General features: G+C 72.6%; 19 protein-coding genes and 2 pseudogenes. 13 read left to right on the top strand and 8 right to left on the bottom strand.

Annotated features, from left to right (window positions below):
• The first annotated feature begins 322 nt into the window (after positions 1–322).
• Genes ABZ318_RS19345 through ABZ318_RS19365 form a run of 5 tightly spaced genes read left to right on the top strand, consistent with a single transcriptional unit; the run spans position 323 to position 4,669 of the window.
• A complete protein-coding gene (locus ABZ318_RS19345) occupies positions 323–1,861 on the top strand; it encodes a sensor histidine kinase (RefSeq protein ID WP_356903677.1) in 1,539 nt (512 codons plus the stop codon).
• Position 1,862: 1 nt separating this feature from the next.
• Positions 1,863–2,270: a roadblock/LC7 domain-containing protein gene (locus ABZ318_RS19350; protein WP_356903678.1), complete on the top strand. Its 408-nt coding sequence runs from the start codon at positions 1,863–1,865 to the stop codon at positions 2,268–2,270.
• Positions 2,267–2,623, top strand: a complete 357-nt coding sequence (locus ABZ318_RS19355) for a DUF742 domain-containing protein (RefSeq protein WP_356903679.1) — start codon at positions 2,267–2,269, stop codon at positions 2,621–2,623. The genes ABZ318_RS19350 and ABZ318_RS19355 overlap by 4 nt, the downstream gene beginning before the upstream one ends.
• A complete protein-coding gene (locus ABZ318_RS19360) occupies positions 2,604–3,227 on the top strand; it encodes an ATP/GTP-binding protein (protein WP_356903680.1) in 624 nt (207 codons plus the stop codon). The genes ABZ318_RS19355 and ABZ318_RS19360 overlap by 20 nt, the downstream gene beginning before the upstream one ends.
• Positions 3,224–4,669, top strand: coding sequence for a cytochrome P450 (locus ABZ318_RS19365; RefSeq protein WP_356903681.1), 1,446 nt, complete (start codon positions 3,224–3,226; stop codon positions 4,667–4,669). The genes ABZ318_RS19360 and ABZ318_RS19365 overlap by 4 nt, the downstream gene beginning before the upstream one ends.
• A gap of 27 nt (positions 4,670–4,696) precedes the next feature.
• On the opposite strand, the gene ABZ318_RS19370 is transcribed toward ABZ318_RS19365, so the two are convergent.
• Positions 4,697–5,728 carry a hypothetical protein gene (locus ABZ318_RS19370; protein ID WP_356903682.1) on the bottom strand — a complete coding sequence of 344 codons (1,032 nt, stop codon included), beginning with the start codon at positions 5,726–5,728 and terminating at the stop codon, positions 4,697–4,699.
• 186 nt (positions 5,729–5,914) lie between these two features.
• Positions 5,915–6,976 carry a helix-turn-helix domain-containing protein gene (locus tag ABZ318_RS19375; protein ID WP_356903683.1) on the bottom strand — a complete coding sequence of 354 codons (1,062 nt, stop codon included), beginning with the start codon at positions 6,974–6,976 and terminating at the stop codon, positions 5,915–5,917.
• Positions 6,977–7,170: 194 nt separating this feature from the next.
• Between ABZ318_RS19375 and ABZ318_RS19380 the strand changes: the two are divergent.
• The 3 genes and pseudogenes from ABZ318_RS19380 to ABZ318_RS19390 form a co-directional block, all read left to right on the top strand.
• Positions 7,171–7,806, top strand: a pseudogene (locus ABZ318_RS19380) (flotillin family protein); the annotation flags it as partial.
• Positions 7,807–8,111: 305 nt separating this feature from the next.
• A pseudogene (locus tag ABZ318_RS19385) lies at positions 8,112–8,834 on the top strand (AAA family ATPase); the annotation flags it as partial.
• Entirely contained in the window at positions 8,798–8,971 is a 174-nt protein-coding gene (locus ABZ318_RS19390) for a hypothetical protein (RefSeq protein WP_356903684.1), read from the top strand. The pseudogene ABZ318_RS19385 and the gene ABZ318_RS19390, both read left to right, overlap by 37 nt.
• 46 nt (positions 8,972–9,017) lie before the next feature.
• Here ABZ318_RS19390 and ABZ318_RS19395 read toward each other — a convergent pair whose 3' ends face one another.
• Positions 9,018–9,818, bottom strand: coding sequence for a crotonase/enoyl-CoA hydratase family protein (locus ABZ318_RS19395; protein ID WP_356903685.1), 801 nt, complete (start codon positions 9,816–9,818; stop codon positions 9,018–9,020).
• A gap of 165 nt (positions 9,819–9,983) precedes the next feature.
• Positions 9,984–10,910, bottom strand: a complete 927-nt coding sequence (locus ABZ318_RS19400; protein ID WP_356903686.1) for a LysR family transcriptional regulator — start codon at positions 10,908–10,910, stop codon at positions 9,984–9,986.
• Positions 10,911–11,002: 92 nt separating this feature from the next.
• On the opposite strand from ABZ318_RS19400, the gene ABZ318_RS19405 reads away from it, so the two are divergent.
• Together ABZ318_RS19405 and ABZ318_RS19410 are read left to right on the top strand one after the other, a co-directional pair.
• Positions 11,003–12,454 (top strand): MFS transporter, encoded by a 1,452-nt coding sequence (locus ABZ318_RS19405; RefSeq protein ID WP_356903688.1) that lies wholly within the window; start codon positions 11,003–11,005, stop codon positions 12,452–12,454.
• A 184-nt stretch (positions 12,455–12,638) separates the two neighbouring features.
• Positions 12,639–14,525, top strand: coding sequence for a long-chain fatty acid--CoA ligase (locus ABZ318_RS19410; RefSeq protein WP_356903689.1), 1,887 nt, complete (start codon positions 12,639–12,641; stop codon positions 14,523–14,525).
• Between the two features lie 136 nt (positions 14,526–14,661).
• Here ABZ318_RS19410 and ABZ318_RS19415 read toward each other — a convergent pair whose 3' ends face one another.
• Positions 14,662–15,216 (bottom strand): XRE family transcriptional regulator, encoded by a 555-nt coding sequence (locus ABZ318_RS19415; RefSeq protein ID WP_356903691.1) that lies wholly within the window; start codon positions 15,214–15,216, stop codon positions 14,662–14,664.
• A gap of 172 nt (positions 15,217–15,388) precedes the next feature.
• On the opposite strand from ABZ318_RS19415, the gene ABZ318_RS19420 reads away from it, so the two are divergent.
• Together ABZ318_RS19420 and ABZ318_RS19425 are read left to right on the top strand one after the other, a co-directional pair.
• Positions 15,389–16,513, top strand: coding sequence for an aryl-sulfate sulfotransferase (locus tag ABZ318_RS19420; protein WP_356903692.1), 1,125 nt, complete (start codon positions 15,389–15,391; stop codon positions 16,511–16,513).
• Complete coding sequence (locus tag ABZ318_RS19425; protein WP_356903693.1) at positions 16,510–17,850, top strand: solute carrier family 23 protein; 1,341 nt, start codon at positions 16,510–16,512, stop codon at positions 17,848–17,850. The genes ABZ318_RS19420 and ABZ318_RS19425 overlap by 4 nt, the downstream gene beginning before the upstream one ends.
• 148 nt (positions 17,851–17,998) lie before the next feature.
• Here ABZ318_RS19425 and xdhC read toward each other — a convergent pair whose 3' ends face one another.
• The 3 genes from xdhC to ABZ318_RS19440 are packed head-to-tail and all read right to left on the bottom strand — an operon-like array spanning position 17,999 to position 22,645.
• Positions 17,999–18,808: a xanthine dehydrogenase accessory protein XdhC gene (xdhC, locus tag ABZ318_RS19430; protein WP_356903694.1), complete on the bottom strand. Its 810-nt coding sequence runs from the start codon at positions 18,806–18,808 to the stop codon at positions 17,999–18,001.
• A 1-nt stretch (position 18,809) separates the two neighbouring features.
• Positions 18,810–21,185, bottom strand: coding sequence for a xanthine dehydrogenase molybdopterin binding subunit (gene xdhB / locus ABZ318_RS19435; protein ID WP_356903695.1), 2,376 nt, complete (start codon positions 21,183–21,185; stop codon positions 18,810–18,812).
• On the bottom strand, positions 21,182–22,645 hold the full coding sequence (locus ABZ318_RS19440; RefSeq protein WP_356903696.1) for an FAD binding domain-containing protein: 1,464 nt from the start codon (positions 22,643–22,645) through the stop codon (positions 21,182–21,184). Before ABZ318_RS19440 ends, xdhB begins: the two co-directional genes overlap by 4 nt.
• A 460-nt stretch (positions 22,646–23,105) precedes the next feature.
• Between ABZ318_RS19440 and ABZ318_RS19445 the strand changes: the two genes are divergently transcribed.
• The gene (locus ABZ318_RS19445) at positions 23,106–24,368 is read left to right on the top strand and encodes an NAD(P)/FAD-dependent oxidoreductase (RefSeq protein WP_356903697.1); all 1,263 of its coding nucleotides are present in this window, start codon (positions 23,106–23,108) and stop codon (positions 24,366–24,368) included.
• Positions 24,369–24,378 lie beyond the last annotated feature (10 nt).

A 24,378-nucleotide genomic window follows, 5' to 3' on the forward strand; every position in this document is an offset into this window, starting at 1 on the left:
GACGTCCGGGTGGCGGCCACTCCCTTGTGTCACGGAAGCCAGAACGTGATCGGTTTATTGCATTTTCAATGCGGCGGTTGGTCGTTTTTATCTGCATGGAATGACCGGTGGAGGCTGTCCTTCCAGCAAGGTCACATGGCGAACCCGAACTGACTATGCTCCCCGATGTGTTGCGGAGCGCTCACAGCGAGTCATGAACGCTGCGAGCGCACGGACGGAGCGCGGCTGCGAGAAAAGCGGCCATCGACGCGATCTCGAAGCGCCCCGTCGGCGCATCGCATCACCTCAGTCCGTTCATTTCAGACGGTTTAGGGACCCCTTGATGGTTCGTGCAGGTTCAATTTCCAGACCCCGGCCGACCGCCGTCGCCCGGGTATGGCTCCTCCCTCCCGGAGTTCTGGCCGCGGCCTCCGCCATAGCGCTGCTGCTCTGTCCCGCGCGGATACGGACACCGGTCACCTGGTGCGGACTCGCCGCGGTCCTCCTGACGGCCCTCACCTCCGCCACCGCCGCGCGCCGAACCCGCGCGGTGGAAGCGGGCCGCCACACACGGGCGAGCGCCGAGGCGGCGGAGCGGCACGCCCAGCGCGAGGCCGAACTGCTCGGGCGCCTGGCCGATCAGCGGGCCACCGTCGTCTGGCTCGCCGAAGAGCTCCTGCCCGCGACCGTCGCCCGTCTGCAGAAGGGCGACCGCTCCTCGGAGATCCTCGGCGCCGTCAGCTTCGGGAAGCACCTCGACCCCGACTACACCGAGGCGCTCAAGGGGGCCCTGCGGACGTTCCTGGAAGCCGTGGAGGCCGAGGAGCACACCCGGGACGCCTCCCAGCGGGCCCTGGTGGCGGTCGCGCGCCGGGTCCAGGCGATCGTGCACCAGCTCGCCAAGGACCTCCACGCCATGCAGATCCTGCACGGCACGGACCTCGTGGTCTCCCGCGGCCTGCAGAACGTCGACCACCGCAACGCCCTGATCGGCCGCCTCGCGGCCAGCATCGCGGTCCTCGGCGACGCCAGGCCCGGCCGCCAGTGGTCGAAGGCGATCCCGCTCTACGACGTCCTGCGCGGGGCCATGTCGCGCATCGTGGACTACCCCCGGGTGAAGCTGCAGTCGGTGACGGAGGTGGCGGTGATCGGCCCCGGCGCCGAGCCGCTGATGCACCTGCTCGCCGAACTCCTCGACAACGCCACCACGTTCTCGCCGCCGCACACCCCCGTGGAGGTGACCGCGAGCGAGGTGCCCTCCGGCATCGCGATCGAGATCGAGGACCGCGGCGTCGGACTCACCGAAGAGGTCCGGCAGCGCGTCGAGCGCGTCATGGCGCAGTCGCGGACCGGAATCAACCTGTCGGGCCTCGGCGAGCTCACCCAGATCGGCCTTCCGGTCGTCAGCCGGCTGGCCCGCGAGCACGGCTGCGAGGTCGACCTGCGCACCTCCGCCTACGGAGGCGTACGGGCCGTGGTCCTCGTCCCCCGCAATCTGATCACCACGGTCCCGCAGTCCGCCCTGCGGATCCCGGACATCGCCCGGAGGCGTACGGGCGGTGGCCCCGTCCTGCCCCGGCCGACACCGGCGCCCGACGCCACCGCGGGCTCCGGCGAGGTCAGGAAGACCGCCAACGGACTCCCGCAACGACGACGGGAGCCTCCCGTGCTCCCGCAGCGACGACGCGAGTCGCCCGTTCCCACCCCGGTCGTCCAGACGGGGCCCGCGCCCGCCGATCCGGCGGCCTCCCGGGGCGCCTCCGCCGACGCCCGCCAGCCGGGCCTGATGTGGGAGGCGTTCAACGGCGACAAGAGAGGCGACAAGAGAGCGGTCGCCGAACCTTTCCCTTCCCCCAGCGAGCCGTCAGATGAGGACGAGTAACATGCAGCCACTGCCGAACATGGACTGGATGCTCACGGAGCTCGTGAGCAGCGTCCCGTACGTGCGACACGTGGTCGTCCTGTCGTCGGACGGCCTGTGCATCGGGCAGGCGAACACGGCCCCCGACACGGCCGACGCGATCGCTGCCGCCTGCTCCGGCATCCAGAGCCTGGCGCGGGCCATCGCGCAGATGTTCCCGCAGGGGGACGGGTCGACGCGGATGGTCGGCATCGAGGCCGACGGCGGCTACTTCTCCCTGATGGCGGCCGGCCCCGGGGCCTATCTCGCGGTCCTCGCCGACCAGGAGGTGGACGCCGGACTCCTCGGCGACCGCATGCGGACGCTGGTGATCCGGATCGGCCAGCACATGACCAGCCCGCCTCGTGAGGACGTCGGGCAGGCGATGTGACATCGGAGAACCAGGACCCCTGGAATGAAGGCACACCCGTCCCGCTCTACGTCATTACCGGTGACCCGGACTCCGTGGCCAAGACCTTCAACCTGGTCACCCTCATCGCGACGAGGTCCGAGCCCGACCCCGCCATGCAGCCCGAGCACGCGGCCATCCTCTCCCTGTGCTCGTACCCGCTCTCGGTGGCCGAGGTCTCCGCATACCTCAGCCTCCCCTTCAGCGTCGTCACCGTGCTGCTCTCCAAACTCGTCGAGGAGGAGCGGGTCGAGGCCATCGCACCCGTCCCCGTGGCGGCCTATCCCGAACGCGACCTACTGGAGGCGGTGATCCATGGACTACGCAAGCTCTGACGTACTCGATGCCGGCCGACGCGACACCGACCTGCTGCTGCCCCACGGCGCCAGGGGGGTCAAGGTCGTCATCGTCGGCGGCTTCGGGGTCGGCAAGACCACCATGGTCGGGGCGGTGAGCGAGATCCCGCCCCTGACCACCGAGGAGACCATGACGCAGGCGGGCGTCGGGATCGACGACAACCCCGGCGCCAAGGACAAGAAGACCACGACCGTCGCGATGGACTTCGGACGGATCAGCATCAACGAGGAGCTGATCCTCTACCTGTTCGGCACCCCCGGACAGGAGCGCTTCTGGTTCCTGTGGAACGGCATCTTCGAAGGCGCGCTCGGCGCGGTGGTCCTCGTCGACACCCGCAGGATCGAAGTCTCCTTCGAGGTCATCACCCGGCTCGAGGACCGCCGCGTCCCGTTCGTCGTGGCCGTCAACGCCTTCCCGGAGGCCCCGAAGTACCCCCTAGCAGACCTCCGCACCGCTCTGGCCCTCAGCGAAACCGTGCCCATCGTCACCTGTGACGCACGGGACAGGGCGTCCTGCCGCGACGCCCTGCTCTCGCTGATGGGCTACCTGTGCACCCTCGCCGCCGCCCAGGAGACCGCATGACCGTCCCGCCCACCGAACACGCCCCCGCACAGCCCGGGGCCGTCCCGCCCCCGGGCTGCCCGGCCCACATCGCCGACGGCCCCGGTGGGGCCACCCGGCTCTACGGCCCCGCCGCGGAGACGGACCCCATGGGCCTGTACGAGAAGCTGCGCGCCGCCCACGGCCCGGTGGCGCCCGTCCTGCTCGACGGCGACGTACGCGCCTGGCTCGTCCTGGGGTACCTGGAGAACCGCGACGTGGCCAGCCGCCCGACCCAGTTCTCCCGCGACCCCCGCGTCTGGCACGGCTGGCGCAGCGGGGAGATCGACCCCGCCACCTCCCCGCTCATTCCGATGATCGGCTGGCGCCCCGACTGCGTCTGCGCCGACGGCGAGGAGCACCAGCGGCTGCGCGGCGCGGTCACGGCCGGCCTCAACCAGTTCGACCACCGGGGCGTCCGGCGCCACATCACCCGCTTCGCCCACCAGGTGATCGACACCTTCTGCGAGAGCGGCGAGGCGGATCTGGTGGAGCAGTTCACCGAGGCCGTGCCCATGCTCACCCTCAGCCATCTGCTCGGGATGTCGGACGAGGACGCCCCCAGGCTCGTGCACGCCGCCCGTGACCTGTTCAAGGCCACCGAGACCTCGCTCGCCAGCAACGCCTACGTGCTGGAGTGCCTCGAACAGCTCGTCGCCGAGAAGCACGCCCGGCCGGGACACGACATCGCCTCCGCGCTCCTCGCCCACCCCGCGGGGCTCACCGACGAGGAGGTCCAGCACCACCTGCGGCTCATCCTGCTCGCCGGCTACGAGACGACCGCCAACCTCATGTCGAACGTCATGCGCATGGTCGTCACCGACCCCCGGTTCCGCGGTTCGCTGGCGGGCGGTCAGATGACGCTGCCCGAAGCGGTCGAGCAGGTCCTCTGGGACGAGCCGCCGCTCATGGTGTGCCCGGGACGCTGGGCCAACGGCGACACGACCCTCGGGGGACAGCAGATCAAGGCGGGGGACATGCTCCTGCTCGGTCTGGCCGCGGGCAACGTCGACCAGACGATCCGCCCGGACTCCGCGACCCCCGTGCACCACAACCGCGCGCACCTGTCCTTCAGCGCCGGCACGCACGAATGCCCGGGTCAGGACATCGGCCGCATCATCGCCGACGCGGGCATCGACATCCTGCTCACCCGGCTGCCCGACATCGCGCTGGCCGTCCCCGAGGAGAGCCTCAGCTGGCGCTCCTCCACCTGGGCCCGGCACCTCACGGCCCTCCCCGTGACCTTCGCCCCCCGCCCGCCCCAGTCCGACGACCTCCCGGCCCCGCTCCCGGCCCCGCCGCCGCAGAGCAACGGCAGGCCCGTGCCGTCTCCGGGGCCGGTGGCCGTACCCGGGACGGCACGAGGGCCCGAGCCCCGCGCCTCCTGGCTGACGCGCGTCAGGCGCTTCCTGCGCAGGAGGTAGGCCCGCGCCGGGGCGACCCCGCTGCCCTCACCCCGGGAACGGGACGTCCCCGGAGGCGTAGCGGGGCGCTCCGGTGTACCAGGCGTGGAGGCCGGAGAGGAAGCCGCAGGCTCCCTCGAGCCAGGTCTCCAGCTCGGCCCGCTCGTCGCGGTCGAGGCCGAAGCGCCGGACGAGCGGCGGCAGTTCGCTCCGCCGGAGGTGCTCGAAGTCCCGCAGCCGGGCGTTCACCAGGTTCAGGGCGGCGGGCACGGCGTCGTGGAGGGCGATGCCCAGGGACGTCCCGACGACCAGCACCAGGTTGTTGACGTCGTTCTCCTCGTGCACCTCCCTTTCGTAGGACGCGATGTCGTTCGCCAGTCCCATGAAATCCATGAAGGCGTCGAGCAGGGCACGGACGGTCCGGGTGTGCCGTATCTGTTCGGGTATGCGCGCGCCGGTGGCCAGTTCGACGGAATAGGGGGCGGTGTAGGCGGCGAAGCTCTCCCGGCGGAACGGGGCGTAATCGATCAGGTGGGGAATGCGGCCGCTGCGGCTGTTGGCCAGTTCCTCGACTCCCGCGTCGACGTACCGCACCAGGGCCCGGTTGAACTCCACCCGCCAGTGCGCCAGCCTCGGCGGGAAGAGCTGCTGCTGCAGATCGGCGATCCCCCGCTCGACGGCGTTCGTCGGTTCGGGCAGCCGGGCGCCGCGCTCGGGCCGCAGGAAGGCGTGCAGCCGGGCGGTGAAGGCCCGGGCTCCGGGAAGGTCGCCGGTCTGCTTGAAGGCGGAGGCGAAGTAGTCGTCCCAGGCGAGGGCCCAGATGTTGAACCGGTGGTTGAGCCGTAAGGCCTCGAACGAGGCGTCGGGAAGGGTCCAGGCGGTCAGCTGGTCGACGGTCATGGCGTGGAACTTCGACCGCGTCCAGATCGCGGTACGCGCCGAGGACCACCCGCCGCCGTCCAGCATCCCCATGCCGCGCGCCCAGGACTCGCTCTCCTCGTGCAGGGCCGGCAGATACGGATTCACCCGCAGCGCGTAGGGCATCCACAACTGCGGCAGCTCGACGGCACGCACGGTCATGGGACCGACCTCCTTCTCACTCCGGTCCGCATCGCTGTGCCGCGAGGCCGGACGCTGCCCGGTCCACGGCTCTGCAAACCTGCCCATCAGAGACGGCCGGAAACCGTTCAACTAACCGAGATCATCGATCAGTTCGGGTTCACTCACGAAACAGAACGGACCTCCCGGTGACCGGCGTCAGACGCGTCACAGCGGCTGGTCGGGCCAGTCCAGGAGCCGGGCGCCGATGACGGCCGTTTGGAGGGTGTAGCGCTGGACGGGATCGCCGGGGTCCGCGCCGGTCAGGCGGTGGATGCGGTCGAGGCGGTACGTCATGGCCCGCACGCTGAGGCTGAGGCTGCGGGCCGCCTGGGCGGTGACGCAGCCGGTGTCGAAGTACGCCGTGAGCGTGTCCAGGAGGGGCTTGGCGCCGCCCCGGGCCTGGCGGAGCGGGCCGAGAACGGTGCCCACGAGCTCGGCCATGGCCTGCCGGTCGCGGGTGAGCACGGGGTAGACGAGGAGGTCGCCGGCGTGCAGGACAGGATCGGTGAGGTCCATGCGGGCCGCGAGGGCGAGGGCGTTGAGGGCCTCCTCGTAGGAGTGGACGACACCGCCCGCGCCCGGATGCGCGCGGCCGATCGCCACCTGGCCGCCGTCGGTCGCCGCGTACGCCTGCTTGGCGAAATGGGCGAGCACCTCGGGCTCGTCGGCCGGGGCGACGCAGATCAGCCGCCCGTCCTTGGTGGTGAGCAGGATGCGGCGGTTGCCGAAGCGGGCGACGAGCGAGGACTCGACGGTACGGGTGACCGCGTAGCCGTCGCCGTACGGCTCCGGGCCCTGGGCGACGGCGACGGCGTGGGCGTGGGAGAGGAGCAGCCCGAAGCGCTCGGCCCGCTCCGCCAGCCGGCCGAGACCGCTCCGGCCGTGGAGCAGGTCGTCGATGAACTCGCGCCGCTCCGCCTCCTCCTGGCGCACCGCCAGGTGCTGGGCCCGCTCGTGTCCCTCGGCGAAGGCGTCCACGGCCTGCTCGACGGCGCTCAGGAGGTGCTCGGCGGCGGCCTGCGGCAGACCGGGGCGTACCCGCTGGGCCGCGGAGAGGTGGGCCCGGACGAGGGCCCGCAGTCCGATGCCGGCCTCCGCGGCCCGCTCCCCGAGCGCGCCCAGGGCCTCGCGCTCCTCCCGGGTGAGCCTGCGACGGGTCGCGCACACCCCCGTCAGGATCTCGGCGTACCCCTCCAGGTACTCTTCGGCCGGCTCCCGCTCCGCCATGGTTCCTCCCCCGTCTCCCGACGCGTTCTCGACGCGCGGTGGTCCAGGGTGACATGCCGCCGGCCGGGGTCCGCGACCGGCATCGGGGAGACGTCGAAGACTGCCGGATCACGGCAATGCCGGACGGGTGATCAAGCCTCAGGATGGCCGAACGGGAGGGCATGGGCGTCGGCCCGGTGCCGGGAGACAGAAAGCGGACGGGGGAGCAGCTCGGCGTCCAGCGCGAGAACCAGGCCCGCGAGGTGGCCGTCGCGCAGGAGAACCGCGAGCGGGTCATCGCCGTCGAGAACGAGCGGATCGAGAAGGACCGCCTCCTGGAGGTCATCGCCCGCGACCGGGAGACCCAGCTGCCCCGTATCGCGGCCGACAAGGAGGTCGAGGCCGAGCGCCGCGAGATCGCCGAGGTGATCCGGGAGCGGGTCGCGGTGGACCGCACGGTCGTCGAGCAGGAGGAGTCCATCAAGCGGCTGCGCGTGGTCGAGGAGGCCGAGCGCACCCGGCAGGCCGTCGTCATCGCCGCCGAGGGCCTCCGCGGCGGCGCGGGTGCGGGGGATGGAGGCCGGCGTCATCGAGAAGGCCGGCCGCGCCCAGGCGGAGGCCATCGAGGCACGGCTGCGTGCCGAGGCTGCCGGTGGCCGCGAGAAGGCGCTCGCCGAGGCGGCCGGCACGCGGGAGAAGGCACTGGCCGAGGCCACGGCGATCGGCGAGAAGCTGAAGGCCGAGGCGGCCGGTCCGACCGAGACCGGCTGGTGGAGTCGATCGCGCTCGGGAAGTCCGTGGACGGGTTCATGGACCACAGCCGGACCGCGCAGGCGCTCGCCGGTCCCTGGCGGCTCCGGCCGGCATCGAGGCGCTGAACGGCGCCGCCGAGAACTGACCGCACGGGGAGCGGTCACAGAGGGTCCGGCGCCGGCAAACGGGGGAGTTGGCGGCACCGGACCCGTACTCACCACCGTACAAGGAGCGGGACGAGATGGGTGCCGGAATCGACGAGGACACGCACACGGTCTTGCGCGACCGGCTCGCGGCACGGGCCGCCGAGCCGGCCAGGCGCGCCGGAGCCCTCGACGAGGAGCGGATCGCGGCCTTCGGCTCCGGCGAGCTCGCGCTCACCGACACCCGCCGCATCGACACCGAGCGCGCCCGCCTCCGCCTGGACGCCTACCGCCCCCGGGTCATGGCGTCCTCCGTCCGCAACCGGCTCGTCGACGAGGTCTACCTCCCGCTCCTCGGCGACAACCTCGCCAAACAGCTCGGCGCCGCCGGAGCCGCCGGGCGCGGCGACTCCCACGGACTGCTGCTGCTCCTCTCCCCGCCCGGTTACGGCAGGACCACCCTCATCGGGTACGTCACCGAACGCCTCGGCCTGCTGCTCGTCGAGGTCGACGGCCCCGCCCTCACCCGGCTGGCCGCCGCGACCGGCTCACCCACCCCTACGCCCCGGCCGAACTCGACCGGGTCCTCGCCGTCCTCCGTCGTCTTCTCACCGCCCGGGAGACCGTCCTCGCCGTCAACGAGGCGTACGTCGCCTCCGTCGCCACCGCCGACGAGGCTCGCACCGGACCGCTACCGTACGATGAACAAGATCACGGCCCGCCTCTCTCCCGTCATGGACGACGCCGAACTCGGCGCCCTGATCGACGACCACTCCACCGCCGGGGCCCAGACGCTGACGACCGAAGCCGAGGCCGACCTCCTCGAACTCGCCGCACTGCGCGGCACCCTTACCCCGGAACACCGCCGGAACCGGCGGAGGAGGAGAGAGACAGCATGGCCAAGCCGGTGCACGCGGCGATCGGACAGAAGCCGATCCGCTGCCAGGTGTGTGACAACGACACCTTCCGCGAGCGGGAGGTGAAGCTGAACAGCACGGGGATGGAGTTCTTCAACATGGCCTGGGCGAACGAGTCGGCGACCGGACTGATCTGCTGGTCGTGCGGCTACGTCCACCTCTTCGTCAACCGGGACATCAGGCTCTACCGGATACGCGAATGACACCGGCTCCCGAAGGGACCGGCGCCTTCGCCGCGGCCCGGACGGCTCAGGCGGTGAACGAGCCGTGCCGGCCGGCCCCGGCCGTGAAGCGTGCGGCGCCGCTGAGGGTCTCGCCGGCCGACAGGGGCACCATGCCGTGCCGCAGTTCGACCGCCAGCGCCTCGGGTTCGGGCAGACCGTGCTGCTCCCGGACGGACAGGCGGTCGTGGCGCAGGCACAGTTGAGGGAACGCGGCGATCTCCCGGGCCAGTTCCTCCGCCGCGGCCCGGGCCCGGCCCGGCGGTACGAGACGGTTCGCGAGCCCGATCTCGTACGCCTCGGCGGCCGGGACCGGCCGACCGGTCAGGATCAGGTCCATGGCGCGGCTCTCGCCGATCAGCCGGGGCAGCCGGACCGTGCCGCCGTCGATCAGGGGCACTCCCCACCGGCGGCAGAACACCCCGAGGACCGCGTCCTCCTCGACCACGCGCAGATCGCACCAGAGGGCCAGTTCGAGCCCGCCGGCCACCGCATGGCCGCTGACGGCCGCGACGACCGGCTTCGTCAGGCGCAGCCGGGTCGGCCCCATCGGGCCGTCGCCGTCGGGCGCCACCCGGTTCCCGCGCCCGGTGCCGACGGCCTTGAGGTCGGCGCCCGCGCAGAACGTGCCGCCCTCGCCCCACAGCACCGCGACCGAGGCCTCCTCGTCGGCCTCGAACGCCCGGAAGGCGTCGGCCAGTCGCCGCGCCGTCGGCCCGTCCACGGCGTTGCGGGCGGCGGGCCGGGACAGGACCACCGTGGTCACGGGCCCGTCGCGCTCGACGCGGACGGCGTCCTGCTCCGCCGGTGTCGCTGATGCATCGGTCATGGGGGCATTCTCACGTGGCCGTGGCCCGGCGACCAGACCGGGGAGCGGGCGAGCCACGGGTCGGCCGGCGGGCTCCACCGCCCAGGTCCTCGCGCCCGCGTCGGTGACGGAGCAGGGGATCGGCCGGGCCGAGCGGGCGCCCTGGCGGCGGACGGGTGTCCGGGATCAGCCGGACCGGCCGAGCAGCAGGTCCCGTACGCAGCCGCGCAGCCAGGCGTGCGCCGGATCGGCGTCGTGGCGCGGATGCCAGGCGAGGCCGACCGGCAGCGGCGGCAGGTCGAGGGGGACGTCGAAGGTGACCAGGCCGAGGGCCGCGGCCAGCGAGCGGCTCCGCGCGCTGATCAGGCCGACGAGGTCGGTGTCGCGGAGGACGAACAGCGACGCCGGGTACGTGCCGACACTCGCGACGACCCGCCGCCGCAGACCGTGCTCGGCCAGGGCGGTGTCGACGGGGCCCTGCAGCCGCCCCCGGCGCGAGACGATCAGGTGGTCCGCGTCCGTCGCGAACCTCCGCCGGGTCAGGCGCCCCCGGAGGAGGGGATGCCCCGCCCGGACGACCGCGAGCATGCGGTCGTCGAGGACGTGCTCGGTGTGCACCTCGGGATGGACGGTGTCGATGACGCCGATCTCCAGGTCGGCGACCCCCTCCCGCAGTGCCGGCGCGTCGACGTGGCTCTCGTTCAGGAAGCGGAGCCGTACCCGCGGGGCCTCGCGGGCGGCACGCGCGAGCAGGTCGGGGCCGAGCAGGGCGGGGTGGGAGTCCTGGCCGAGCACCGTGAACGTGCGCGCGACGGCGCGGAGATCGGTGGGGCCCGAGGCGGCGAACAGCGCCCTGGCCCGCTCCACGACCGCGCCGACCTCCGCCCGTACGGACAGCGCGTACGGAGTCGGCACCATCGCGCGCCCGGCGCGCACCAGGATCGGGTCGCCGAGCGCCTTGCGGATCCGCCCCAGGGTGCGGCTGGTGGCCGGCTCGGACAGATGCAGCCGCCGGGCCGCTCCCCGCACGCTCTGTTCCTCCAGAAGGACGTCGAGGGCGAGGAGGAGATTGAGGTCGAGACCGGTGGCGTCCACGGATTGCGTCACACGCACTCACCCCTTGCAAAAGATGCACTGGAAGTAATCCATGGGCCGAGCCTACGGTGAACGCACCTCCCCTCACCACGACGCTCCCCGGAGGAGCCATGTCTTCCGCTGCCCTCTCACCGCCCCCCTCCGCCCCGGCCGGCACCGCGCCGAGCCCGCTCGGGCGGTCGACCCTGCTCGCCCTGTGCGCCTGCGTCCTGGTGGCGCAGAGCATGGTCGCCGCCATCAACCTCCTCATCCCCCAACTGGCCGCCTCCTCGCTCCACCCGTCCTCCACCGAACTGCTGTGGACGGTGGACGCGTACGTCATCGTCTTCGCCGGACTGCTCATCCCCGCCGGAGCACTGGGGGACCGCCGGGGCCGCAAGGGCGTGCTGCTCGCCGGTCTCGCGCTGTTCGCCGCCGGGGCGGCGCTGAGCGCCCTGGCCGCGTCACCCGCGCTGCTGATCGCCGGCCGCGGGGTGTCCGGTGCCGGAGCCGCCTGCATCATGCCCGCGACCCTGTCGATCCTCGTGCAGCTCGCCGGACCGGAAGGCCGCGCCCGGGCCCTGGCCTCCTGGACCCTCTCCGCCGGCCTGGGCGGCCTCGCGGGCAACGTCGGCGGGGGAGCGACGGGCCAGTTCCTCTCCTGGCGCGCCCTGTTCTGGCTGATGGTCCCGCTGGCCGCGCTCCTCGCCTGGACCGTCGCGGTCACCGTGCCGCGCACCGAGCGCTTCCCGCACGGGCGCCCCGACCCGCGCGGCACCCTGCTGCTCGTCGCGGCCCTGGTAACCCTCCTCGCGGGCATCATCGAAGGCCCGGCGCACGGCTGGACCTCGCCCCGCATCCTCGTCCTCTTCGCGGTGGGCGCGGCGCTGACCGGCCTGTTCACCTGGTACGCGCTCCGCTCGCCGACCGCGCTTTTCGACCCGCGGGTCTTCCGCTCCCGGCGGCTGCGCGCCGCCGTCCTGGGCACGGCCACCGGTTTCTTCGGCCTCTTCTCGCTGTTCTACGCCAACTCGCAGTACCTGCAGTACGTGAAGGGGTACGGCCCCGCCGTCACCGGGCTCGCCATCGTCCCGCTCACGATCGGCATGGCCCTCTTCCCCAAGGTCGCGACCCGCTGGCAGGCCGCCTCCGGTCCGCGCCCCGCCGTCGCCACCGGCCTGTTCCTGATCGGCGCCGGACTCCTCGGGGCCTCCACCGCCGACGCCGCCACGCCGTACGCCCTGTACGCCTGCTGGCTGCTCGTCATCTCGGCGGGAACCGGCCTGTGCATGCCGGTCCTGACCGTCGGCGTCGTCTCCTCCCTCCCCCCGCACCAGGCCGGCCTCGGCTCCGGCCTCGGCACCTCGGCCCGGGAGATCGGCGCCGCCCTCGGCGTGGCCGTCACCGGCACCGTGCTCGCCGCACACGACGCCGGCGCCGGCACGGCGTCCTTCGCCGACGCGATGAGCCCGGCGCTGCGCACGGTGGGCACGGTCGTCCTGGTGGCCACGGCCCTGGTCACCCTCGGATACCGGACCGCGTCCGGGCGGCGCTCCGGCGCCGGGACCGCGCCGACCTCCTGAGAGCGGCCGCCGGACGGCCCCTGCTTTGCGCAGGGGCGCGGGCCGGCCGTCCGACCGGCGCCGGGCACTTTCCTCCCCGACTCCCCTTACGCAGCGGCGGGTTTCCCCCTTAGCCTCACACCACCGCTCGTAAGTTACCCGCCGGTCAATGACGTTGACGGGCGCACAGGGCCCGGAGGTCGCCATGAGTTCCGCGCAGTACCTGCTCGAAAACCGGCCGCGTTCGGTGGCGCACCTCTTCCTCTCGCGGGTCGAGGCCACACCCGACCGGGAGGCCTACCGCTACCCCGTGCCGGCCGGTCAGGGCGCCCCGGGCGCCGAGGAGTGGCGCTCGCTGACCTGGGCCCAGGCCGCCGAGCGCGTGACGGCGATCGCCGCCGGTCTGCTCGCCCTCGGGCTGCGGACCGAGGAGCGCGTGGCCATCTCCTCCTCGACCCGGGTGGAGTGGATCTTCGCCGATCTGGGCGTGATGTGCGCGGGCGCCGCCGCGACCGCCGTCTACCCGAGCACCGACGCCGACGAGACGGCGTACATCCTCGCCGACTCCGGCAGCCGGGCCGTCTTTGTCGAGAACGCCGCCCAACTCGCCAAGGTCGTCGAGCACGCGGACCGCCTGCCCGGCCTCGGCCACGCGATCCTCTTCGACCCGGAGGCGGACCTCCCCCGGGTCAAGGGGCTGGACGTACTGAGCCTCGCCGAGCTGGAGGAGCGCGGCAGGGCGTACCTCCAGGAGCATCCGGACGCGATCGACACGGCGGTGGGGGCCATCGAGCGCGACCAGCTCGCCACCCTGATCTACACCTCCGGGACGACCGGCCGTCCGAAGGGCGTGCGCCTGGTGCACGACTGCTGGTCCTACCAGGGCGTCGCGCAGGAGGCCAGCGGACTGCTGCACCCCGACGACGTGCAGTTCCTCTGGCTGCCGCTGTCCCACGTCTTCGGCAAGGCCCTGATCTCCGGTCAGGTGCAGACCGGGCACGTGATCGCGATCGACGGGCGCGTCGACCGCATCGTCACCAATCTGCCCGTCGTCCGCCCCACCGTCATGGCCTCCGCGCCGAGGGTCTTCGAGAAGGTCTACAACGGCATCGCCGCGAAGGCGCGGGCCGAGGGCGGAGCCACGTACAGGATCTTCCGGTGGGCGGCGAAGGTCGCCCGCGACCACGCCAGGACCGGTCAGGAGAGCCTGGTGGCGACGGGAAGCCGCAAGGTGCCCCTGTGGCTCACCGTCCAGCACGCCCTCGCCGACAAGCTGGTCTACGGCAAGATCCGGGCGGCGTTCGGCGGAGAGCTCCGCGGCAGCGCCTCGGGCAGCGCCGCACTCGCCCCCGACATCGGCTACTTCTTCGCCGGCGCGGGCGTGCCCGTCCTGGAGGGCTACGGCCTGACGGAGACCAGCGCGGCCTGCACCGTCAACCCGGTCGACGACTACCGGGTGGGCACGGTCGGCCGGCCCCTGCCGGGCACCGAGGTCCGCATCGCCGAGGACGGGGAGATCCTCCTGAGGGGCCCAGGCATCATGCGCGGCTACCACAACCTTCCGGAGAAGACCGCCGAAGTCCTGGAGAGCGACGGCTGGTTCCGCACCGGTGACATCGGCGAGATCGACAAGGAGGGCTTCGTCCGGATCACCGACCGCAAGAAGGACCTGTTCAAGACGTCGGGCGGCAAGTACGTGGCGCCCACGGAGATCGAGGGCCGCTTCAAGGCCGTCTGCCCGTTCGTCAGCAACATCCTGGTCATCGGCAACGGCCGCAACTACTGCACCGCCCTGATCGCGCTCGACGAGAGCGCGATCATGCCCTGGGCGGCGTCGAACGGCCTCGGCGGCCGCCCCTACGCCGAGGTCGTCTCCTCTCCGCAGGTGCACGCGCTGATCGACGGCTTCGTCCAGCGCGTCAACGGCGACCTGCAGCGATGGCAGACGATCAAGAAGTTCTCGGTCCTGCCGCGCGACCTCGACGTCGAGCACGGCGAACTCACCCCGAGCCTCAAGGTGAAGCGGCCCGTCGTGGAGCGTGAGTACGCCGAACTCGTCGAGGCGATGTACGAGGGCGCCCGCGAAGCCTGAGGCCCGGCTGCCACCCGTCCGGTACGGCCCCACGGCCGTACCGGACGTCAGCCGTTCCCGTCGCCCGCGCCTGACGCCCGGGCCGCACCTTTGTCCGGGCGGCTTCGAACAGGCGGCGTGGCAGGGCGCCGACCCCTCAGGCCTCCCACACCTCCACGTGGTCGCCGACCGCGACGGCCAGCACCCGCGAGCCCGGTTCGGTGGTGCGCCAGCGGTGCCGGACGCCGCCGGACAGGAGCAGCGTGTCCCCGCGGCCCAGCCGGTGGACGCGGCCGTCGGCCTCCACCTCCACCGAGCCGTCCGCCACGTACAGCAACTCGTCGTTCCGGTGCCGGAACTCGCGGTCCGCCTCGTGCGCGCCGACGAACTCGAGCGCGTGCAGCTGATGGCGGCCGCGCACCAGCGGCCGGACGCGCGCCTCCCGGTCGAGGCCGCTGTCGTCGTCCGCGCGCACCACGTCGACCGTACGGGTCTCGTCGGAGGCCGCGAGCAGCTGCACCGCCGTGGTCCCGAGGGCGTCGGCGATCCGCTGCAGCGACCGCATGCTGGGGCGCGCCCGGTCGTTCTCGATCTGGCTGAGGAACGGCGAGGAGAGCCCGCTGTTCCGCGCCACCTCGGCGAGCGTCAGGTCGAGCGCCCGTCGCCGGCGGCGCACGGCGGCGCCCACCCGCGGTGTGTTCGCGGCCTCCATGGATGTCCCGTCCTTCCCCGCGGCACCCGGTGCCGCCTGACGGCACCCTACGCGGCGCGGCCGCGGAACCCGCAGACGGTTTCGTACTCCCGACACACGCCCGTCACACAACGCGCCTACCGTCAAAGTCGGTTGTTCTCATCAAAGAAAGTTCGAAGCGAGGAGCCCCGACGTGCCCACGATCGACCAGAACTCACGCCGCCGACGTCCCACCGGCCTCATCGCCCTCGACGAGACGGCCGCGTCCGAGGGCTACACCCTCTACGCGCCGCTCACCGGCACCGGGGAGGTGTACCTCATCGACCTCCGGGGCCGCACCGTCCACCGCTGGGACCTCCCCTACCGCCCCGGCCGCCACGCCCGGCTCCTCGCCGACGGATCCCTCGCCTACAACGGCGTGCTCCCGGGAGAGCGGGCCCTCTTCCCGATGTGGCACAAGTACCGGGGCGGCGTCATGCTCCGCGCGGCACCCGACGGGACCGTGCTGCGTGAGCACCGCGACCCCCTCCAGCACCACGACGCCCACCACCTCGACGACGGCCGCATCCTCTACACCGCCCTCGAACCCCTCACCGGGGCCGACGCCGCGGCGGTACGGGGCGGAGTGCCCGGCTCCGAAGCCACGGACGGCGTGGTCTGGGCCGACACCGTCAAGGAGGTCGGCCCGGACGGCGAACTCCTGTGGTCCTGGCGCGCCGCCGACCACCTCGACCGCGACTCCTACCCGCTGCATGAGGCCTACGCCCGTGAGCACTGGCCGCTGATCAACAGCGTCACGCCCCTGCGGGACGGCAACATCCTGGCCAGCCTGCGCAGCGTCTCGGCCGTCGTCGTCATCAGCCGCGCCACCGGCGAGATCCTCTGGCGGAGCCGCCCCGGCACCGTCAGCCAGCAGCACGCCCCCACCGAACTCGACGACGGCCGGCTCCTCGTCTTCGACAACGGCGTCTTCCGGCCCGGCCACGACGTCCCCCACTCCCGCGTCATCGAGATCGACCGGGCGACCGGCGACGTCGCGTGGGAGTACCACGACCCCGCCCGCGAGTTCTTCTTCGCGCCCTTCATGGGCTCCGCGCAGCGCCTGCCGAACGGCAACACGCTCGTCACCGACTCCCCGTCGGGCCGCCTGTTCGAGGTGACGAAGGACGGCTACCTGTGCTGGGAGTACGTCGTCCCGTACTTCGCCGGCTACCAGGAGAGCGAGGTCCGCGGCCTCTTCCCGTCGCAGCCGAACGCCGTCTTCCGCGCCTACCGCTACACCCCGGCCGAGATCCCGTGGCTGGAGACGACGGCATGACGACCACCACCGGACCCAGCCGGACCGGGACCGGGGACGTCGACGCCCGGGTGCCGCTCCACCGCCTCGCACCGCTGGCGGCCCAGCACGTCCTGGCGATGATCGCCGCCCCGGTCTCCACCGTCTTCCTCGTCGCCGGCACCCTGAAGATGTCGCCCGGTGCGACCGCCTCGCTGCTCAGCACCACCCTGCTGCTGTGCGGCGCCGGCGCCCTGCTCCAGTCCCTCGGGGTGTGGCGGATCGGCGGCCGCCTGCCGTTCGTCATGCTGCCCGGCGGCGCCGCGACCGCGCTGTTCCTCCAGATCGCCCAGGAACACGGCCCCGCCACCGCCACCGGCGCCGTCCTCCTCGCGGCCGCCCTGCTGCTCGCCGTGCTCCCCCTGTACGCCCGTGTCGTACGGCTCTTCCCCCCGCTGGTCATGGGCGTGACCGTGCTGCTCATCGGGGTCGCGATGATCCGGGTCGCCGCTCGGCTCGTCACCGGACCGGACGGCACGGGGGAGCCGCGCGCGGTGCTCCTCGCCGCCCTCACCGTGGCGGCGACCGTTGCCGCGTACCTGTCCCTGCGCGGTGTCTGGCGACAGACGTCCGTCCTCATCGGCATGGCGGCGGGGACCGTCCTCGGGGTGGGGACGGGCCTCGGCTCCTTCGCCCCCGCGGCCGGCAGCGGCTTCGCGCTGCCCGTCCTCCTGCCCTTCGGCACCCCGAGGTTCGACCTGGTCGCCGCGCTTCCGCTGCTCGTCTTCAGCCTCACCACGCTCGCCGAGATCACCGGACAGACCGTGCTCAACAGCGAGACCGTCGGCCGGAGGCCCGCTCCCGAGCGCGACGTCCCCCGCGTCGCCCGCGCCGACGCCCTGGTGTCCCTCACCGGCGCGCTCTTCGGCACCTCCCTCATGGTCACCAGCGCCGAGAACATCGGCATCGGCCGGCTCACCGGGGTCCGCAGCCGCTTCGTGACCGCCGGCGCCGGAGCGCTCCTGGTCGTCCTCGGCCTGGCCGCGCCCGTCTCCCGTGCCCTGGCCGGCATACCCGAGGCCGTCGTGGGCGGCTCCGCCCTCGTCGTCTACGCCGTGATCGCCGTCATGGGCGTCGAAATGCTCCGCCGGGCCGATCTGTCCGGGACGGGGACGGGCTCGCTGACGGCCGCCCTCGCGCTCACCGCGGGACTGCTGCCGCTGCTCAGCCCCGACCTGTACGCGGGGTTCCCCGGCTGGGCCCGCACGATCCTCGGCAGCGGCGTCGTCGCCGGCACCCTGACGGCAGTCCTCCTCACCGCGCTGCTCGGCCGGTCCGGCCGGGGGAGCGGCACGCCCTCCCCGCCGGACGGGCCCTAGGGAAGACGCTCAGCGAGGGCCTCGAACCGAAGGCCGTCACCGCCGTCGTCATCCAGCAGCGCCGCAGCGGCGAACGCGCCGTCGGCCTTCCTCGCTGAGGGCCGCCCGCACGAGTCCGCCACCTTCGCGACGGACCCGTGCGGGTGCCTCAGACGCCTTCGGCCTCGAAGGCGCGCAGCAGATCCGCGGCGACGCTCACGGCGATCGTCGCGGGTTCCTTGCCGGTGATGTCGGCAAGACCGATCGGGGTCTTGATCCGGTCGATGACGGCCTCGTCGTGACCGCCCTCGGTGGCGAGGCGCTTGCGGAACCGCGCCCACTTGGCCGCCGACCCGATCAGGCCGATGGAGCCGAGGTGCGTCGTGCGCAGGGCGGCGTCGCACAGGGCGGCGTCCTCGGCGTGGTCATGGGTCATGATCAGGACGTGGGTGCCGTGCGGGAGCTCCTCGAGGACCTCCTCGGGCAGCAGCGGCGTGTGGTGCACGCGCACGCGGGCCACCGCGTCCGCGAGCACGTCGAGCCGCCGCTCGGCGAGGGTGTCGGCGCGCGTGTCGACCAGATGGAGGTCGAGGTCCTGGCGGGCCAGGATGCGCGCCAGTTCGAGTCCGACGTGCCCGACCCCGAAGATCGCCACCGCCCGTACCACCGGCAGCGGTTCGAGCAGCACCGACACCGTGCCGCCGCAGCACTGCACGCCGTGCTGGTTGGTCACCTTGTCGTTCAGCGCGAAATCGAGCAGCTCCGGCTCGGGCCCGGACGCGTCGAGCATCTCCCGGGCCCGGTCGATCGCGACGGCCTCCACGTTGCCGCCGCCGATCGAGCCCCAGGTCTCGGTCCGGCCGACCACGAGTTTCGCGCCGGCGTCGCGCGGGGCATGGCCGCGCACGGTCGCGACGGTCACGAGCACACCGGACTCCCGGCGTTCCCGCAGCCGCGCGACCGCGGCGAACCACGTCATGTCAGGCACCGCTCAGCGCTTCCACGACATCGGCGCGGACGGGGGAGTCACCGGCCCGGCGGGCCGCCTCGATCGCCCAGTACACCGCCTCCGGCGTCGCCGGCGAGGCCAGTTCGACACTGGTCCCGGCCGGCCCGAACGCGGCGGCGGCCTGCCGCAGCGCCTCCCGCACCGAGAAGGCCAGCATCAGCGGGGGCTCGCCCACCGCCTTGGAGCCGTAGACCGCGCCCTCCTCGCTCGCGTTCTGAAGCAGCGTCACGTGGAACTCCTCGGGCATCTCCGAGAAGCTCGGCAGCTTGTAGGTGCTCGCCGCCTGTGTGAGGAGACGGCCCCGGTTCGGGCCGTCGCCGGCGTCCCAGCGCAGGTCCTCCAGGGTCAGCCACCCCGCGCCCTGCACGAAACCGCCTTCGACCTGACCGATGTCGATCATCGGGGACAGGCTGTCGCCGACGTCGTGCACGATGTCCACCCGCCGGACGCGGTACGCGCCGGTGAACCCGTCCACCTCCACCTCGGCCGCGGCGGCGCCGTGGGCGAAGTACTTGAACGGCGAGCCGTGGAACGTCTTCGCGTCCCAGTGCAGCCCCTCGGTCCGGTAGAAACCGGCCGCCGACAGCTGCACCCGCTGGAGGTACGCGGTGCGCACCAGGTCGTCCCAGGCCAGCTCCCCGTCGCTGCCCAGGGCGCGCGCGACGCCCTCGACGATGCGCACGTCCGAGGCGCTCGACCCCAGCCGGGTCGCGGCCACCTGGAGCAGCCGCCCGCGCAGCTGCTCGCAGGCGTTCTTCACCGCGGCGCCGTTGAGGTCCGTCCCTGCGCTGGCGGCGGTGGCGGAGGTGTTGGGCACCTTGTCGGTACGCGTCGGGGCGAGGCGCACCTTGTGCAGCGGGATGCCGAGCGTGGTCGCGGCCACCTGGAGCATCTTGGTGTGCAGGCCCTGGCCCATCTCGGTGCCGCCGTGGTTGATCAGGACGGAGCCGTCCTTGTAGATCAGCACCAGTGCGCCGCCCTGGTTGAAGGCGGTGAGGTTGAAGGAGATGCCGAACTTCAGGCCGGTGATCGCGAGGGCCCGCTTGGTGTGCGGGTGCGCGGCGTTGAAGGCGGCGATCTCGCGCCGGCGGGCGGCGATCCCCCCGTTCTCCTTGACCTGCTCCCAGACGGCGGAGATCCGCTCCGGCTGGACGACCGGCTGCCCGTACGGAGTGGTCTGTCCCCGCCCGTAGAAGTTGCGCTCCCGCAGCTCCGCCGGATCCAGGCCGAGCAGCGGCGCGCACCGGCCCATGATGTCCTCGATCACCAGCATGCCCTGGGGGCCGCCGAAGCCGCGGAAGGCGGTGTTGGAGACCTTGTTGGTCCTGGCGATGCGGCCGGTGACGCGGGCGTTGGGGATCCAGTACGTGTTGTCGATGTGGCACAGGGCGCGGGCCACCACCGGCTCGGACAGGTCCAGGCTCCAGCCGCCGTCCGCCGTGAGGGTGGCGTCGAGGGCCTGGATGCGGCCGTCGGCGTCGAAGCCGATCCGCCACTGGGCGTGGAAGCCGTGCCGCTTGCCGGACATGGTCAGGTCCTGGGTCCGGTTGAGCCGCACCCGGACCGGCCGGCCGGTCAGCCTGGCACCGAGCGCGGCGACGGCCGCGAAGCCGTGCGGCTGCATCTCCTTGCCGCCGAAGCCGCCGCCCATCCGCAGGCACTGCACGGTCACCTCGTGACTGTGCAGGCCGAGCACATGGGCGACGATCTCCTGGGTCTCGGAGGGGTGCTGGGTGCTGCTCTGCACGAACACCTGCTCGGCCTCGTCGACGTAGGCCAGTGCCGCGTGCGTCTCCAGGTAGAAGTGCTCCTGGTCGGAGAAGTGCAGCTCGCCGGTGAACACGTGCGCGGAGTCGGCGAAGCCGGCGTCGACGTCACCCGTCACCATCACGGGGCGGGCGCCGTGGAAACTGCCGGCCGCGATCGCTTCCCGCAGCGTGATCAGGGAGGGCAGTTCGTCGAGTTCCACCTCGACGGCCGCCGCGCCGAGCCGGGCCGCCTCCAGCGTCTCGCCGAGGACCCAGGCGACCGCGTGCCCGTGGAACATGACCACGTCGGGGAAGAGCGGCTCGTCGTGCTTCATCCCGGCGTCGTTGACGCCGGGCACGTCGGCGCCGGTCAGCACCCGGACCACACCGGGCACGGCGAGCGCCGGCTCGGTGCGCAGCGCGGTGATCCGGCCGTGGGCCTTCATGACCTGGACCGGGTAGGCGTGCAGCACGTCCTTGGTGCGGTGGATCAGGTCGTCGGTGTAGAGCGCGGCGCCGGTGACGTGCTGGACCGCGCTCTCGTGCGGCAGCGGAAGGCCGACGACGGACTTCTCGGGGCGTTCGGACAACTGGCTCATGACGGCACCGCCTCGGTGGTTCGCGTGTACAGCTTCAGCAGGCTCCGGCCGAGCATCGCGGAGCGGTAGGCGGCGCTGGCCCGGTGGTCGTCCATCGGGGTGCCCTCGTCCCGCAGCACCGGCGCCACGGCCTCGACGGTCTCCGCCGTCCACGGCCTGCCCTCCAGGGCCGCCTCGGTGGCGAGGGCGCGGATCGGGGTGGCGGCGACGCCGCCCAGGCCGATGCGCGCCTTGCGGACGATCCCGCCCTCGACGTCGAGCGCGAAGGCGACGGCCACGCTGGAGATGTCGTCGAAGCGCCGCTTGGCGATCTTGTGGAAGGCCGTGACCGGCGACAGGGGCAGCGGGATCCGCACCGAGCGGATCAGCTCGTCGGGCCGGCGCACGCTCTGCCGGTAGCCGGTGAAGTACTCGGCGAGGGGGACTTCGCGCTCGCCGTCGGCGTCGGCGAGGACCACCGACGCCTCAAGGGCGAGCAGCGCCGGTGGGCTGTCGCCGATGGGGGAGCCGGTGCCCAGGTTGCCGCCGAGGGTCGCGCCGTTGCGGATGAGGCGGGAGGCGAACTGGGGGAACAGCTCGGCGAGCAGGGGGACTTCGCCGTCGAGACGGCGCTCGATCTCGGTGAGGGTCAGCGCCGCGCCGATCTCGATGGAGTCGGAATCGACGCGCAGCTCCCGCAGTTCGGGGAGCCGGTCGACGGCGACCACGCAACCGGCCCGCCGGGAGCGGATGTTGACCTCCACGCCCCAGTCGGTGGAGCCGGCCACGACCACCGCGTCGGGCTGCTCGCGCAGCAGCCGCAGGGTCTCGGGCAGGGTGCCCTTCCGCAGGAACGCGCTGTCGTCCTGGACGTAAGCGGTGGCGACCGGTGCGGGCGGGGCCTGCTCGCGGCGCCGTGCGAGGGGGTCCTCGTCGGTGGGCGTGCCGACGGCGAACGCGGCGTCGCGGATCGGGCGGTAGCCCGTACAACGGCACAGGTTCCCGCTCAGGGCGTGCAGGTCGAAACCGTTGGGGCCGTGCTCGGCGTCGGATTCGCCGTCCGTGTCCGCGTGCGCGCAGCGGCCGGGGCGGTAGTACTCGGCCGCCATGCTGCAGACGAAACCCGGTGTGCAGTAGCCGCATTGGGAGCCGCCGCGGACCGCCATCTCCTCCTGTACGGGGTGCAGGACGGGCGGCGTGCCGGGTGCGCCGGCGGTGGCGAGGCCTTCGGAGGTGACGACCTCCTGGCCGTCGAGCGCCGCGACCGGGACCAGGCAGGCGTTGACCGCCACCCAGTCGGTGGGCTTGTCCACCCCGGGGCGGGCCACCAGGATCGAACAGGCGCCGCATTCGCCCTCGGCGCAGCCCTCCTTGGTACCGGTGAGTCCCCGCTCGCGCAGGAAGTCCAGCACCGTGGTGTGGGCCGGGGCCGGTGAGATGGGTGCTTCTTCTCCGTTGACGGTGATGTGCGCCGCTACCATGACGGGCCCTCGTTTCGGTGCGCGATGGGTCGATTCATCATGTTCGCCAATGTCGGGCAGCTTTCTGTACTCGGACGCGCCACGTCAGAGAAGCGGGCGCGGAACGGCACGCGACGGCGGCGTGCCGGGAAAGGGTGAAGGAAAAGCAGGGGCGTGCCGCAAGCGGGCACGGGAGAACGGCGTCGTCAGCAGCCGTGGGCGATGCGACCCGGAACCCAGACCGTGGTGTGGGCGAGGCGGCTCAGGTCGGAGCTGGTGTTCATCCGCGGGCCGCCTCCTCTCGGTCGTCATGGGTCGAGGCTGCAAATTAATGCCCGGCGATCACCGAGGTCAAGAGCCGTCCGAGCCGCCTACATCTGAGAATCAGATGACTCCCAACTGAAACATCTGTTGGACAGTTCCACGGGCCGGTCCAAGGATGTGCCGTGCGGTTGCACAGTCCACGAGAGCGGAGGCACCCATGCCGCATGAAGAGACCGAAGTAGTCGTCGTCGGGGCGGGCCAGGCGGGCGTCGCGATGAGCGAGCACCTGGGCGCCCACGGCATCCCGCACCTCGTCCTGGAACGGCACCGGATCGCCGAGCGGTGGCGCTCCGAGCGCTGGGACTCCCTGGTCGCGAACGGGCCCGCGTGGCACGACCGCTTCCCCGGACTGGAGTTCGCCGACATCGCCCCCGACGCCTTCGCGTCGAAGGAGCAGGTCGCCGACTACTTCGTCGCGTACGCCGAGAAGATCGGCGCCCCGGTCCGCAGCGGTGTCGAGGTGACCTCGGTGCGCAGGCTCGCCGGCCGGTCCGGCTTCCGCGTCGAGACGCCGGAGGGCACGATCGACGCGCGCTTCGTCGTGGCCGCGACCGGGGCGTTCCAGCGGCCCGTGATCCCGCCCGTCGTGCCGGACGGCGCCGTCCCCACGCAGATCCACTCCAGTGGGTACCGCAATCCGGAGCAGCTGCCCGAGGGCGCCGTCCTCGTCGTCGGGGCCGGCTCCTCGGGGGTCCAGATCGCCGACGAACTGCGCCGGTCCGGGCGCCGGGTGTTCCTCTCCGTCGGCCCGCACGACCGTCCGCCCCGCGCGTACCGAGGGCGTGACTTCTGCTGGTGGCTCGGCGTGCTCGGGATCTGGGACGCGCAGACCCCTCCCCAGGGCGCCGAACACGTCACCATCGCGGTCAGCGGGGCGCACGGCGGCCACACCGTGGACTTCCGGGACCTCGCCGCGAGCGGCGTCGAACTCGTCGGCATGACCACGTCCTACAACGACGGCGTCCTGCGCTTCGCACCGGACCTCGCCGCCAACATCGCCTTCGGCGACGCCAAGTACCTGGAATTCCTCCGGGCCGCCGACGCCTACGTCGAGCGCAACGGACTCGACCTCCCCGAGGAGCCGGACGCCCACGTCCTCGGACCGGACCCGGAGTGCGTGACCAGCCCCCGCCCCGAGCTCGACCTGAACGAGGCCGGTGTCACCTCCGTCGTGTGGGCGACGGGCTTCGCCACCGACTACGGCTGGCTCGACGTCGACGCGTTCGACGAGAACGGCCGCCCGGACCAGCGACGCGGAGTGTCCGCCGAACCCGGCGTCTACTTCCTGGGCCTGCCCTGGCTGTCCCGCCGCGGATCGAGCTTCATCTGGGGCGTCTGGCACGACGCCCGGTACGTCGCCGACCACATCGCGCGGCAGCGCGGCTATCTCGCGTACGCCCCCACCGACCGGAAGAACTGAGGAGCGGATC

The sequence above is a fragment of the Streptomyces sp. NPDC006197 genome (assembly GCF_040613865.1).
Lineage (GTDB): Bacteria > Actinomycetota > Actinomycetes > Streptomycetales > Streptomycetaceae > Streptomyces.